Source organism: Thiomonas sp. (assembly GCF_054608695.1).
Genome location: NZ_JBTRXV010000095.1, coordinates 1 through 13,517, shown reverse-complemented (window position 1 = coordinate 13,517; position 13,517 = coordinate 1). Strand labels below are relative to the sequence as shown.

Sequence of the window (13,517 nt, the reverse complement as noted above, 5' to 3'; positions counted from 1 at the left end):
CCTGCTCCAGCGTGGCCGAGGTCTCTTCCACCGAGGCGGCCTGCTCGGAGGCGGCCTGCGACAGGCTCTGCGAGGTGGAGGACACCTGGGTCGAGGCGCTGGAGAGATTGTCGGCAGCCGAACGTACGGTGGACAAGGTGGCGGTGAGCTTGGCCACCATCGCCCCCAGGGCCTGGAGCAAAGCCCCGGTCTCGTCGCGTGCGCTGCTGTGCACTTGCACCGACAGATCGCCTGCAGCCACCTTCTGCGCCACCCCAACAGCTTCGCCCAGCGGGCGGGTGATGGAACGCGTCATCCAGATGCCGCCGAAAATGGCGAGCAGGATGGCGACGCCGCCAGAAACCAGGCTCAGCCACAATCCGCGCGCGAAATCGGCCTGGCTGGCGGCGTACAAGGCATTGGTCTCGCTTTCCTGAATCTTCCCCAGGTCCTGCATCGTGATGCGCATCTGGCGAAGCAATGGCATCGATTTCTGCAGATATTCGCTGCTGGCATAGCCGTAGTTGCCCTGCTGGATCTGCTCGAAGACCTTCGCCAGGATGGGCCGGTTGCGCGCGATGAGGTTCAGTATCTGGCCGACTTTTGCCTGAACCTCGCTTGAAACGGGCAGACCCTTGAGCTCCTTCAAGGCCGCGTTGGTGCTGCTCTGGCTGGCTTTGACGGCCGCCGCGTCCTCGCCCGTGAGATTTTGCTGCAGCAGGGTGCGCAAGGTGATGCGGGACGTGCCTTGAAAATTGCCGTACGCTGTGTTCAGGAGCCGTTCCGCGCGAAGCTGGTTATCAACCAGATCATGCGAACGGTCGTTGATGCTTTTCATCTGCGTCAGCCCGAACCCGACGGTGAGCAGGAGCAGCACGACCAGGAGGCCGAAACCCAGGCCTAGTCGAATGCTGATTTTGAGGTGTTTGAACATGGGGTTTCCTTCGATTGTGGTCAGGTCTCAGGCAGCGACGGCAGCGGATGGCGCCATGCTGGTTTGCCGCGTCACGCGGGACAGGAGCGCGGTGACGTCGAGAATCAGCGCGACATCGCCGTTGCCGAGGATGGTCGAGCCGCTGATGCCTTGCAGATGGGCGAACAGGGCGCCCAGGGGTTTGATCACGGTCTGGTATTCGCCGAGCAGGGCGTCGACCACCAGACCCGCGCGCTGGCCTGCCGCCTGCACCACGACGACGTTGCGCCGCAGGGGAGACGCATGCGCCGCCTCGTCGCCGCCGAGCATGTCGCGCAGGTGCAGCAGCGGCAGAACCTCGCCGCGCAGGTTGATGTAGCCGAGTTGGCGGGGGCCGGGGTGGTACTCCATGCACTCGACCACCGCGTCGAGCGGCAGCACATAGGTACGCCCGGCGCTGTCCACCATGAAGCCGTCGATGATGGCCAGGGTCAGCGGCAGGCGCAGGCGCATGGTGGTGCCCCGGCCGGCGGCGCTTTGAATGTCGATGGTGCCGCGGATGGCTTCGATATTGCGCCTCACGACATCCATGCCCACGCCGCGGCCGGAAAGGTCGGTGAGCTTTTCGGCCGTGGAGAAGCCGGGTTCGAAAATCAGGCTCCAGACGTCGGCGTCGGGCAGCGTGTCGGCCGCTTCGGCCGACAGCAGGCCGCGCTCCACCGCCTTGGCGAGGATGCGCTCGCGGTTGAGCCCGCCGCCGTCGTCGGCCACCTCGATGAGGATGCTGCCCGAATCGTGGCAGGCCGACAGGCGCAGCGTGCCCTGGGCCGGTTTGCCGCGGGTCGCGCGCACATCGGGCGCCTCGATGCCGTGGTCCATCGCGTTGCGCACCAGGTGCATCAGCGGATCGGCGATGCGCTCGACCAGGGTCTTGTCCATCTCGGTGTCCGCCCCCTGGATGACCAGCGCGATGTCCTTGCCCAGTTCGCGCGAGGTGTCGCGCACCACGCGCTGGAAGCGGGCGAAGGTTTCGCCGATCTCGACCATGCGCAGCTTCAGGGCACGTTCGCGAATTTCTTCCACGAGACGGGACACTTGTGCCGCTGCTTCGAGTTGCGCTGGGTTTCGCGACTGCTGCGCATGCAGGGCATTGCCGGCGCTGGCGATGACCAGTTCGCCAACCAGATTGATGAGCAGGTCGAGCTTGTCGGCGGCGACGCGCAGCATCTGGCTGTCGCGCGAGCGCTTGTCCTTGATCTGCTTTTGCTTGTCCAGCGCGGCTTGCACGATAGGCTCGCGCGTGGCGCCTTCGCGAACCAGGATTTCCCCCAGCGGGGCATGCTTGCCAGCCTGGGTTTGTTCCTGTTGCTGAGCGTTCAGGGCTTCGGTCAATTCCTTGGGTGTCAGGGTGCCAACCTGTACCAGGATGTCGCCCACACGCATGTCATCCTCGGGTAACGAACGGATGAGTTCGATGTAGTCGGCGACGCGGCTGTGCGCTGGCAAGATGCTGATCGCGCTGACCCCACGCACGAATTCAAAAGCGGATTCGATTTCCGCCTTGGTGGCGTCACTGCGGAAATTGATTTCGAAGCCTAGATAACTGGTTTCCGGGTCCATCGCGTCGAGCGCCGGCAGCGCGTCCGTCAGCGTTGCCAGACCGACGATCTCTCCCAGGCCGCGTAGATAGCGAATGAAGGCCAGCGGATCCATGCCGTTGCGCAGGCAGTCTGGCCCGAAGCGCAGCGAGATGTGCCAGGTGGCCGTCATCGCCGCGCCTTGCGGCAACACCTTGACGGTGGGTGCGTCGTCATGGCCCATGGGAATTTGCCGCATGGCCTGAGGCGCGGCAACCGTAACCGCCAACGAAGCGGGTTGCTGCAAGGACTGCAGTCGCACGACCAAGGCTTGCTCTGCGGCTGTGCCGCCGATGCAGGAACCGGTTTGGGCAATCTGCTCAATCAGACCTGCCAAATGATCGCGACCATCCAGCAGCGTGTTGACCACGCCCTCGTTGGTCTCGGCTTTGCCTGCGCGCATCTGGTCGAGCAGACTCTCCAGGTGATGGGTGAAGCGGACGACGCCGTCCAGGCCGAACAAGCCCGCCGATCCTTTGATGGTGTGTGCGGCGCGAAACAGCGCGTTGACGGCTTCCGGGTCAGCGCCGGCGTCGAGCCCGAGCAGACCCTGCTCCATGCTGACCAGCAACTCCTGGGCCTCGACGATGAAGGACTGCAGGGCTTGCTGCATCTGTTGTTCGAAGTTCATGCCTTGTCCTTGGGCGCTTTGGCCGCGCCGTGTTCAACCACCGGGTCACCGAAATAGGGCAGCAGGCTGCAGAGTTGCAGGGCGTCGAGCACGGCGGCGCTATGCGAACTGAGTTTGAGAGCGTGCCCCAGATTGCTCGCCATCTGCTTGGCGGCCAGCAGCAACTGCAGGCCGGCGACATCGATCTCGTCGACCTCGGATAGTTGCAGTTCCAACACCGGGTGTTGCTGCACCAGGGCGACGAGGCGCTCGCGCACAGTGGAAGCAGCGTAGATGTCAAGCGCGCCGCGCATGTGCACGCTGCCAGTGGTTCCTGAGGGCTGCTCAAGCGTGGTCATCGTGGGAACCTCATGGAGCAATCAGTTTGGATACGGCCGCCAGCATTTGCGCGGGCTGGAAGGGCTTGACCACCCAAGCGCGCGCCCCAGCGGCCTGACCTTGCGCCTTCTTGTCTTCCTGGTTCTCGGTGGTGAGCATGATGATGGGGGTGAACTTGTAGTCGGGCTTTTGCTTGACCTCCTTGACCAACGTGATGCCGTCCATATTGGGCATGTTCACGTCGCTGATGATGAGGTGAATCTTGCGGCCGTCGAGCTTGGTCAGAGCATCGACGCCGTCACAGGCTTCGATAACCTCATAGCCCGCGCTGGCGAGTGCAATATTGACCACTTGGCGCAGCGAGGCCGAGTCGTCGACGATGAGAATGGTTTTAGCCATGGGAGGTTTCGGGAGTTGAGGGAAACAATGCGAGTGCTTAGAAAAAGGTGATGTCGCCGCCATCCAGCACTTCTGTGATGGCTTGCCCATCATGGTTCAGACGCTGTTCCTGGGTCGTGTAGCCATTGGCGATGCCTTGCATATAGGCCGCAACATCCAGGCTGGCCTCATCGTGCGCAGCCGCGAGAAAACCACGGACTCGCTCGTTCAATGCATCCAGGCTCTGTCGGGCGTGGACCAGGATCTGGCTGACGCGATCCTGGAATTGCAGGGAGACCAGCACCTGTGCGATTTCCTGGCGCATCTGGTTGCTTTCCTTTTGCAGGATGTCGGTGGACGAAGTCAGGCCACTTGTGACCTGCCGCAATCTCTCCAGCACCTGTTGGACTGATCGCTCTGATTCCGCCAGTGACTGCTTTTCTTCAGCGTTCGACTGAGCTGCCGTCTGGGTCAGCGTTCGCATCGCACCGCTGATGACTCTGACCATCTCGGACATTTCTTGCCCAGTGTCACGCGACTGCACCGAAAGCCGGCGCACTTCATCGGCAACCACGGCGAAGCCGCGCCCGTTTTCACCAGCCCGGGCCGCTTCGATCGCAGCGTTGAGAGCTAGAAGATTGGTTCTGGAAGCCAGCGCGGAAACTTGGTCTGCCATTTTCTGGAGAGCATTCGCATGTCCGGTGACCTGCATGACGTCGCCCATCGCGGCATCACGTTTGGCGAACGCGACCTTGAGCCGCTCCATCACCGCCCCAAGAGCGCTCTGGCTTTGCGCAAAGACGGCAACAGTCCCATCCTCACCTTCTGTGCCCATGGCCGTTTGTGAAGCCCTGACGGCGTTCTCCAGACTTCCATAGAGACTGGAGAAGCGCTGGCTCAGTTGCAGAATGGCCGTCTCCATCTGGACGCGGCCGGCGTCGATCTGTTGCCCAAGAATGGGAAGCGCTTCGCCGCAGAGGGAGGCAATCTGCTCGGATCGCGGTTTCTGTAGGTCTTGGCTTTTTGCAGGGTCTGACATGGGCGTCAATATTCCGTCGTGATGGCTGGCTGACAACCGAATGAGGATGACGCCTAGGCGCGCTGCGTGGCGGTATCGATCGCCTTGCGCAGCGCAGTGCCCAGCTCTTCGGCGACGAACTTGGCCACGTAGCCTTCGGCACCGACATTTCGCGCATGATCCTCGTTGGCCTGGCCGGTGAGCGAGGAGTGAATCACAACCGGAATGCGCTTCAAGCGTTCGTCATCCTTGATCTTGCGGGTCAGGGTGAAGCCATCCATCTCGGGCATTTCCAGGTCAGTCAGTACGGCCGCCACCTTGTCGCCTACGCTCTTGCCTTCGGCTTTCGCATCATTCGCCAGCGCCTGCAGCTTGTCCCAGGCTTCCTTGCCGGTCTTGGTCATGACGTAGGGCGCATGTAGGGCCTGCAACACCTTTTCGATCTGGCTGCGGGCGACGAAGGAGTCGTCGGCGGCAAGGATCACGGACCCGGGCGGCAATTCCAGCTTCTGGCCGACCTGCGCGGCATTGACCTCCTGCACGCGCGAGGGCAGCACATCGCGCAGCACCTTCTCCACGTCCAAGACGAGGGCCAGGCGGGTCTTGTCGCTGTCAGCATCAAGCCGCGCAATGCTGGTCACCATGCCGCCCACCGCATTGGCTTCGGCCGAGAGCACTCGGCTCCATTCCAAGCGCATGATTTCCTCCACCTCCTCCACCGCAAAGCCTTGCACCGAGCGTTCGTACTCGGTCACGATGAGGATGTTCAGCGCCTTCGGCTTGCAACCGACCAGTGCGGGCAGGTCGATCACGGGCACGATCTGCCCGCGGATATTGGCCACGCCAAGGACATGCTGCGGTGCGCCCGGCATCGCCGTGATCGATGGCATCACCAGCGCCTCGCGCACCTTGAACACGTTGATGCCGAAGATCTCGCGCCGCCTTCCGTCGTCTTCGCCGAGGCGGAAGAGCAACAGCTCAAATTTATTGGTGCCCGCAAGGCGCGAGCGTTCGTCGACTTCCTGGAGAACGGTGGACATGGGAGGCTCCGTGTGCTGGATGGATTGGATGGATTGGAATGTCGGGGTCAGGGCACGAGCGCCATCAGCGCTTCAACACGTTCGGTGATGGCGTTGCTTGCGAGTTCGAGTTCGGCGGCGAGTTTTTCGATGCGCGGCTGGTCGCCGGCGCGAAGCGCCTCGACCAGCGCCTGGCCGGTGGCGTGCACGTTTTTGTGTGCGCCCTCGGCTGCGCCGAAACCTGCGTTAGAGCCGAAGTAGCTTTGGGCCGGACCGTAGTACCACTTGCCGAAGTAGCAGGCGCGGTCGTTGGACAGGTCCAAGTCGACGGTCTTGCCGGTTTGCGCCGCGGCGAGCAGGTCGCCGATCCAGGCGTCGTGCATCGCCAGAGAGATGCGAAGAGCCACTCCTGGGCTGCTGAATTTGCCCATTTCGGCTGCGCCCTGTTTGAGTTGGATGCGTGCCTGACCTACGGTTTCGAACATCGCTTCGAACTGGCCGGCCAGGGTCTGCAGTGTCTGGCTGGCGAGTTCGCCGCTTTGCTGCTGGTCGTGGGCATCGGCGACGAGTTTTTCCATCTGTGCGCGCTGCGCGGCCGCGACCTGCAGCACGCTGTCCATGGTGCGGCGCACGCCGGTGGTGGCTTCCTGCACATTGCCCATGAAGTTGCCCACCTGTTCGATGCGCTGCACGGCGCCATCCATGTCCCGTCCGAGGTCGGCGGAGTTGTCGCGGATGGCCAGGGTCAGATCGTCGATCCGGCGGGTGATCTCTGCGGTTTTGCGCGCAAGATTTCGCACTTCGCCGGCGACGACTGCGAACCCCCGGCCCGCCTCGCCTGCACGCGCAGCTTCGATCGCGGCGTTGAGCGCGAGCAGATTGGTCTGGTTGGCCACATCCTGGATGCCGGCGGTGAGCTGCTCGACGGTCTGTACCGACTCGACGAAGCTGGCGAGCTTGCCCTGGGTGGAGGCGACGAAGCGGCTGACGTCATGGACCTCTTCCTGAACCGCGTCGAGCGCCTTCTGGCTGCGTGCAACGTTCTGGGAGGTGACATGGGCCTTGTCCTGCAAGTCCTGCATGCCCGCGGACGCGGTCTGCGTGCGGGTGGCTGCGAGTTGAAGGCGCTGCGCTGTGCCGAGCACCTGGGAGGAAAGCTCGGCCAACTCGGTCTGAAAGCCTGAGACCTTTGCCTCGGCGAATGCCAGGCTGCGCGTGGTGTGGCGCACGGTGTCTGTCCCGGCGAGGAGGGCTGAGCGCACGGCGGCGAATTGCTGCACCCAGTGGTCGGCGTCGATCAGGTCGATGGCCCGCAGTGCGCCGTCGCCCTTGCCGGTGAACAGCGCCAGTGCAGCCTGCAACACGGTTTCGCGGTCGCTTTTCAATCGAGCGAGCAGGCCGTCGGCCTGGGTGCCGAAGGCCCCACTGGCTGCGGGTTGTGCAGCCGAGTCCGCCGGCGCCGGAAGTTCCAGAAGGCTTTCCATGATGCTTTCCTCGGGTTCAGCGCGATGTGTCGCCCGCATGGATCGACTGGTGGAAGCTGGCCATGGTGTCGACTGCCGTGCGATTCAGATTCATATAGAAGACCTTGTTCTCCATCGCTTCGTCGGCCTCAGCAAGCATTTCCGGCATGTCCAGCGGGACAAGATGCGGTTCCGCGTAGTGCAATAGCGTGGAGTACATGTTGGTTCACTCTCGTGGAGTATTGGCGCTTGGCTCACTGGAAACCCAGGCGCAAATTGCCCCAATGGCGGCTCCCGATCTGGATGGGAACGTCGAGCTCGCGCAGAACTTCGCCCGTGTCACGGGCGTAGATCATCAGGTGGCTGGGTTTGGTGTTGTGGGCCGCTTCCAACCCGAACGCGTCGTTGAAAATGCGCATGGCGCGGTTACCGATCAAGTCTTTCTGTGGGTCACCGGTCAGCGGCTTGTCGTAAATGCTGTTGTGTGTGGCGGTGTAGCCATTGCGGTCGACGGCGAAGGCAAACCGGAAGTTCGCGCTCTGTGCCAGGATGTCGTCAAGCACGGATTGCACACGCTGCTTGAACAGATTGGTGAAACGGGTTTGGTATTTCTGCGGCTGGGTGCCGGGCACCGGGACGTATGCCTCGTCGAACAGGTCGGCCTCGGCAATGCTGCCGTCCGAGATGGCTTGTTGCAAGACGCGGGTGATGTTTGCTGCGCCTTGCAGGGCCGAGCGCGACGCCATGCTTAACTCCGAGCCGGTGTCGAAATCCAGGTTCATTTCAAGCAGGGTCTTGTTCTCGTTCAGGGTTCCGAGCAGATTGGCTGAAACCTCCTCCGATCCCTTGATGCCATCTTCCGTAGCTTGACGAATGCCGGCAGTCATCTGGCCAAAGCTGGCACTGAGTTCGGCGATCGTGTCCTGTGAGGTACGGCTCAGGCGCGCAACCTCGGAGAACACCATCTGGTTATCGACGATGCCCTGTCTGATTTCGGCAAACCCCTTCAGCACGTCAGCCATCTGCACCGCGCTGCGGCTGACGGCAACGCCTAGACTTTCGGAAGAGCTGTGCGCAACGGAGACGGAATCACGGATGGTCTCGATCGAATTGCCGGCGGTCACCGCGGTTTCGGCGGCCTTGCTGGCCAGGCGCCGCACCTCGTCGGCGACCACGGCGAAGCCTCGTCCCGCCTCGCCAGCGCGCGCAGCTTCGATGGCTGCATTGAGCGCGAGTAGGTTGGTCTGGCCGGCGATGTCCTTGATGACCTGTAAAACCCGTGTGATGTCCTGCGCGTGCGCTTGGATGCGCTCGAGGTGTTCGCGGTTACGCGTGGTTTCGACCACCAAATTTTCGAACTGTTCGCGCGCGGCGCTGACGTCCTGTTGCCGGGTCTCGGTGACGCCGGCAATGGTCTGGGCGCGTATTGCGGCTCGTTGGATTTGCGCTTCCATCGCATGCGTGGTCTGCACCACCTGTTCGACACTGGCGCCGACATTGGCGATGAGTTTGTCCAGCTCAGCCTGCCGAGTTTTGATCGTTTGTACCGAGCCTCGCGGCGAGAAATAGCCTCGTGCCGCGGCCAGCCCAACCCTGGTGGAGCCGCGCTCCCAGGCCTGCGCCTTATCGCGCAGGAAGCCCAGGATGCTGCGATAGGGTTCTGGCAGGGCAGCGATGCGCTCGGCACGCGCGTCCAGAGGCCGCAGCGCAAGGGCGTCGATCAGGTCGTCAGCCGCGTTGGGGGGTAAGGTGGCGTTCAGCATGGCATGCGTCATGTGCAGGTGGATGGTCCGGCAAGCAGTCAGGCCACGGCGCTGCCAACGTCCAGCGCATCGAACCACTGGATGAAGCGCTGGACGTTCTCGCCGGTATAGATCGCGCCGTGTTGCGGGCACAGGAACTCGATGTCGAGCTTGGACACGCGTTCGCACCAGTTACGCTTGGCCGCGTTGCTGGGCATCCAGCGCTTGTGGAAAAACGTGGCATGTTTGATGTGCGCATCGAACGCGGATGCGCTTTCGAGGTCGCGTCGGTCGACGAATGCTGAGTGGCCGGTGGGCAGCATTGCTGCGCCCACGTCGCCAGAGAACAGCACCTTGGCTTGTGGGTCGTAGAGGTGGAAGTTGGCCGAGGAATGCAGGTAGTGCGCCGGGATGATCTGAAGCTTGGCGCTGCCCACGGCCAGTTCGCCGCCTTCATCCGCAATGCCCTGAATGCTGGCCTCCAATGCCCCGTAGTGACGGATGAAGCTCACCCACAATTGCGGGGTGTGCCAGGTGATGTCGGGGTTGCAGGCATTCCACAGCGGCAGGCTCGACGCGATGTCCGGGTCCTGGTGGCTGACGAAGGCCTGTTTGATGGAGGAGGGTGGCAGCACATCGACCAAGGCCGAGAACACTTGGGGAAAGACCTCGAAGCCGCCGGGATCGCACAGCAGTGTGTGGCCATCGACCTGCAAGGCGTAGACGTTCGAGTCGACGACGCGCGGTTCGTCCTGGTCGTAGACGGTGAACCATTGGTGTTGACCTTCGGAATAGAACTTTTCGGCTTTCATGGAAGAACCTTTTCGATGTGTTCGGCATAGGTGCGCAGCAGATCGCGCACCTGCACCACGGCGTTGTCCATATCGGAGGAAACCTGGGCCAGCGCAGCGCGCCCATCGCCCTTGAGCGCAGCTTCGATGCGGCCGTTGACGACCACGTATTCGAGTTCCGCAACGACGCTCTCGAAGCGGGCGAGCGCTTGGCTCAGGCGTGTACCGGCACGTCTGCTTTGTTCGTTGCGCGCGAGCAGTTGTTGCTGGCGCTGCTTGACGGCGCGCTCCAGTCCGGGAGCCTTTTGCCGAACGGCGTCCGGCAGGACGCTGAGTTTTTCGATCAGATGGGTGTCACGCAGGGCTTGCATGAAACCCTGCATCAGAGGCAGGACGGCGTGCTGCACATCGGCTGCCGCGCCCTGGAGTTGCTGTGCGCCTTCGCGAAACGACTGCGCAACCACGCCATAGCCGGCTAGGACCTTGCCATGGCGTTTGACCAGAACCTGGGCGTTCAGGGCCTTTCGATCAATTTCGCGCAGCCGGCGCTGTAACTGGCCCTGAAAGGCGAAGGTGGCATCGGCGACACCGACGAAGCTGTGACGCATTTGCGCGATGGTGGGGGATGTCATGGCTTGTTCCTTCAAGCGGCCTGCGCCGTACGCATGGCTCGGGTGAGCGCCTGCATGTCGAGGATGAGCACGACGTCACCGCTGCCGGAGATGGTGGCGCCCTGGTACCACGTCGACTGGGCGGAGATATCGAGCGGCTTGACCACTGAGTCCTCGGTACCCACTGCCTCGGAGACGATCAGCAATCCTTGTTCGGTGAGAATGCCTTCGCAGGGATCATGCCCCAGATGCAGCGGCACACCCTGCAACTGCAGACCGAGGTCGATATAAGGGACGATGCGGTCTTGCCCCACCTGGGCCATCAACCTTCCCGAGATGCTGTGGACTCGTTCGGGGTTGATCTCCATCAGGTTGTCGACCACCGACACCGGCAAGGCATAGGTTTCGCGGCGCAACTTGAAATACAGCACCGGCAGCACGGCTAACGTCAAGGGCAATTCCAGCGTCAGGGTGGTGCCTTGATTGGGGCGTGTCGCGATGTCCACACGGCCACGTAACTGCTGCACGGCCGAACGCACCACATCCATGCCGACACCGCGCCCGGAGAGTTCGCTCACCTGTTCTTTGGTGGAAAACCCCGGAAGGAAGATCAGGTCGAGCATCTCGCGCTCGGACAGGCGCGCGGCGTCAGCCTCGGAGATGATGCCCTTGCCGAGGGCCGACCGCATGATCTTGTGAGGGTTCATGCCGCGTCCATCGTCCACCACCAGAATTTGAACCTTGTCACCCAGGTGGATGGCGGCAACTTTGAGTTTGCCTTCCTCGGATTTGCCGGCGGTCTGCCGATCTTGCGGGGTTTCCAGGCCGTGGTCCAGCGCATTGCGCACCAGATGGATGAGTGGGCCCGATAGAGCGTCAATCACGGTCTTGTCGATTTCCACATCTTCGCCTTCGAGTTCCAGGCGCACCTTCTTGGAGAGATTGCGGCTGGCGTCGCGCACCACGCGCGGCAGACTTTGGAACAGGCGTTTGCAGGGTTGCATGCGCAGGCGCATGACGGTGCTTTGAAGGTCGTTGACCGCCAGGTCGGTCTCGCGCACCATGCGCACCAGAGCCTCGTCCCCCTGGTTCAGGCGCGCTACGGCGGCCGACAGGCGGTTGCGCAGCAGCACGAGTTCGCCAACCTGGTTCATCGCCTGGTCCAGGCGCGCGGAGTCGACGCGGATGGTCGTGTCTTCACGGCTCTGTGGTTCGGCGCTCGGGGTGGCGGGCGCAGGTGGCGTCGAGCTGGCGGCAGCGGCCGCGTGCTGTGCCGTGGCTGGGGCCGTTGGTGTGGTGGCGATACCTGGTGCGCCGCCCTTGCCGTAAAGCGAGTCGAGCGTCTGGTCGAACAGTGCTTCCAGATCGTCCTCGTGTTTGGCCTCTGCGACTGGGGCGGTACTTGCCGGTTTTTTCTCAACGTACAGGCCAATCTGGCCCGTGACATCGGCGCGGGGTTCCAACCAAGTGTGCCCAGCTTCAGCATGTCGGGGCGCCTCGCGTTCAGCGGGCTTTGGCTGAGCTGAAGCAGTTTGCTCGCCGCGGGCGTAGGCCTGCACCAAGGCTCCGAGCTCGGCAGGTCCGGGTTGGGGATTTTCCCCTTGGGCCATTTCATCAAGCATGCGCTCGATCACGTCGGTGGAGCGCAGGATGGCGTCGATCATGCCGCTGTCGGCGGTCAGCTTGTGTGCGCGCAGCTTGTCGAGCAGATCCTCGAGGTGGTGGCACCAGTCCACCATATGCTGCGCCTCGAGAAAACCGGCGCCGCCCTTGAGGGTGTGGAACGCGCGGAAGATGGCACCGAGCACGCCAGCGTCGGCGGGAGCGGCCTCCAGGCGCAGCAACTGGCCCTGAGCGTCAGCCAGAAGCTCGCGCGATTCGGCAATAAATTCCTGCAGGATGTCATTGTCCATGGCCATCTTGGTCCTCAGATTCCGAGCTCGGCGAGCAGGTCATCGACGTTGCTCTGGTCCATGCGTTGGCCGCTGAAGGTGTCGTCGGCAGCAGTGGCCTCGCCTTGCACGTAACCGAGGTGCAGCAACGCGTCCTGGATGCGCTGCTCCACGGCCTGCAGCAGGGAGATGGTTTTTTTCAGTCTCTGGCCGGCCAAGTCCTGGCCCTGCTGACTGGTGAGGATGGCTTGCAGATGCGCGTCCAGAAGGTCCAGCCGGGTGTCGATGAAGTCGCCGTTGGTGGCTCGAATTGCGGCCACTTCCAACTGTGCGGCTTCCACCGCTTCCAGCGTCGCCATGGCTTGCTGCTCGCTCAAGGCCAAAGCTTCCTGCAGTGGATGGCTGGCGCCGGGAAGATCGTGGGAAGCGTGCATGATGCGTTGCACGCCTTCCGTCAGCAGCGCGTCGGCCTCGCGCAGGTTATGAACGGCGGCAGAGGGCAGCGCTTGTTGGGCCACTGGGTCATTCATGACGTCTGCACTCCATTGAGCCGCTGAAGGATGGCGTCAATCTTGGCTTTCAGTGTGTCGGCCGGGAAGGGTTTGACGATATAGCCGTTCACCCCTGCCTGCGCTGCGATCAGAATGTTCTCTTTCTTGGCTTCAGCCGTCACCATGAGCACGGGTAAGGCGCGGATGGTCGCATCGTCCGAGGCACGAATATGGCGCAGCAGATCGATACCCTGCATATTGGGCATGTTCCAGTCGGTCACGACAAACTCAATGCCTCCGGCCTGGATACGCTTCAAGGCCTGTACGCCGTCCTCGGCCTCGTCGATGGTGCCGGTGACATGTCCGGTCTGCATCAGCAGACCCCGAACGATGCGCCGCATCGTGGGGAAATCGTCAACAACAAGGAATTTCAAGGACGCACTCCAAGACAAGTCGTGAAACATGGGCTTGCAAGTGATGACGGCACAACTCGGGCGGACTTGATGGCGGGTATGACAGGAATGGTGTTGGTGTTGCGCAGCAAGGGGGCTAAGGCGACGCTGAACAAGTTCCCGTGATGCAGCGCGCCGCGCATCGGGATGGGATGCAAGGCGCAAACCACAGCCATAGCCAT

14 protein-coding genes and 1 pseudogene are annotated in these 13,517 nt (G+C 62.6%); all 15 read right to left on the bottom strand.

Annotated features, from left to right (window positions below):
- The coding region (locus ACYCUK_RS20275) for an MCP four helix bundle domain-containing protein (RefSeq protein WP_461596452.1) at window positions 1-913 on the bottom strand (913 nt) is incomplete at its 3' end.
- 27 nt (window positions 914-940) lie between these two features.
- On the bottom strand, window positions 941-3,160 hold the full coding sequence (locus ACYCUK_RS20270) for a chemotaxis protein CheA (protein ID WP_461596451.1): 2,220 nt from the start codon (window positions 3,158-3,160) through the stop codon (window positions 941-943).
- The gene (locus tag ACYCUK_RS20265) at window positions 3,157-3,498 is read right to left on the bottom strand and encodes an STAS domain-containing protein (protein WP_461596450.1); all 342 of its coding nucleotides are present in this window, start codon (window positions 3,496-3,498) and stop codon (window positions 3,157-3,159) included. The genes ACYCUK_RS20270 and ACYCUK_RS20265 overlap by 4 nt, the downstream gene beginning before the upstream one ends.
- Before the next feature lie 10 nt (window positions 3,499-3,508).
- On the bottom strand, window positions 3,509-3,877 hold the full coding sequence (locus ACYCUK_RS20260; protein ID WP_461596449.1) for a response regulator: 369 nt from the start codon (window positions 3,875-3,877) through the stop codon (window positions 3,509-3,511).
- Window positions 3,878-3,914: 37 nt separating this feature from the next.
- The gene (locus ACYCUK_RS20255) at window positions 3,915-4,895 is read right to left on the bottom strand and encodes a methyl-accepting chemotaxis protein (RefSeq protein WP_233224328.1); all 981 of its coding nucleotides are present in this window, start codon (window positions 4,893-4,895) and stop codon (window positions 3,915-3,917) included.
- Between the two features lie 53 nt (window positions 4,896-4,948).
- Window positions 4,949-5,914, bottom strand: a complete 966-nt coding sequence (locus ACYCUK_RS20250; RefSeq protein WP_461596448.1) for a chemotaxis protein — start codon at window positions 5,912-5,914, stop codon at window positions 4,949-4,951.
- A gap of 47 nt (window positions 5,915-5,961) precedes the next feature.
- Window positions 5,962-7,377 carry a methyl-accepting chemotaxis protein gene (locus ACYCUK_RS20245; RefSeq protein ID WP_461596447.1) on the bottom strand — a complete coding sequence of 472 codons (1,416 nt, stop codon included), beginning with the start codon at window positions 7,375-7,377 and terminating at the stop codon, window positions 5,962-5,964.
- Window positions 7,378-7,393: 16 nt separating this feature from the next.
- Entirely contained in the window at window positions 7,394-7,576 is a 183-nt protein-coding gene (locus tag ACYCUK_RS20240) for a hypothetical protein (RefSeq protein WP_461596446.1), read from the bottom strand.
- A gap of 34 nt (window positions 7,577-7,610) precedes the next feature.
- Window positions 7,611-8,633 (bottom strand): annotated as a pseudogene (locus ACYCUK_RS20235) (methyl-accepting chemotaxis protein); the annotation flags it as partial.
- A gap of 524 nt (window positions 8,634-9,157) precedes the next feature.
- Window positions 9,158-9,910, bottom strand: coding sequence for an oxygen-binding di-iron domain-containing protein (locus ACYCUK_RS20230; protein ID WP_461596445.1), 753 nt, complete (start codon window positions 9,908-9,910; stop codon window positions 9,158-9,160).
- A complete protein-coding gene (locus ACYCUK_RS20225) occupies window positions 9,907-10,521 on the bottom strand; it encodes a chemotaxis protein (protein WP_461596444.1) in 615 nt (204 codons plus the stop codon). The genes ACYCUK_RS20230 and ACYCUK_RS20225 overlap by 4 nt, the downstream gene beginning before the upstream one ends.
- Before the next feature lie 11 nt (window positions 10,522-10,532).
- On the bottom strand, window positions 10,533-12,413 hold the full coding sequence (locus tag ACYCUK_RS20220) for a chemotaxis protein CheA (protein ID WP_461596443.1): 1,881 nt from the start codon (window positions 12,411-12,413) through the stop codon (window positions 10,533-10,535).
- A 14-nt stretch (window positions 12,414-12,427) separates the two neighbouring features.
- On the bottom strand, window positions 12,428-12,922 hold the full coding sequence (locus ACYCUK_RS20215) for a protein phosphatase CheZ (RefSeq protein ID WP_461596442.1): 495 nt from the start codon (window positions 12,920-12,922) through the stop codon (window positions 12,428-12,430).
- Entirely contained in the window at window positions 12,919-13,347 is a 429-nt protein-coding gene (locus tag ACYCUK_RS20210) for a response regulator (RefSeq protein WP_461596453.1), read from the bottom strand. Before ACYCUK_RS20210 ends, ACYCUK_RS20215 begins: the two co-directional genes overlap by 4 nt.
- On the bottom strand, window positions 13,314-13,517 hold a 204-nt coding region (locus ACYCUK_RS20205), incomplete at its 5' end, for a hypothetical protein (protein ID WP_461596454.1). The genes ACYCUK_RS20210 and ACYCUK_RS20205, both read right to left, overlap by 34 nt.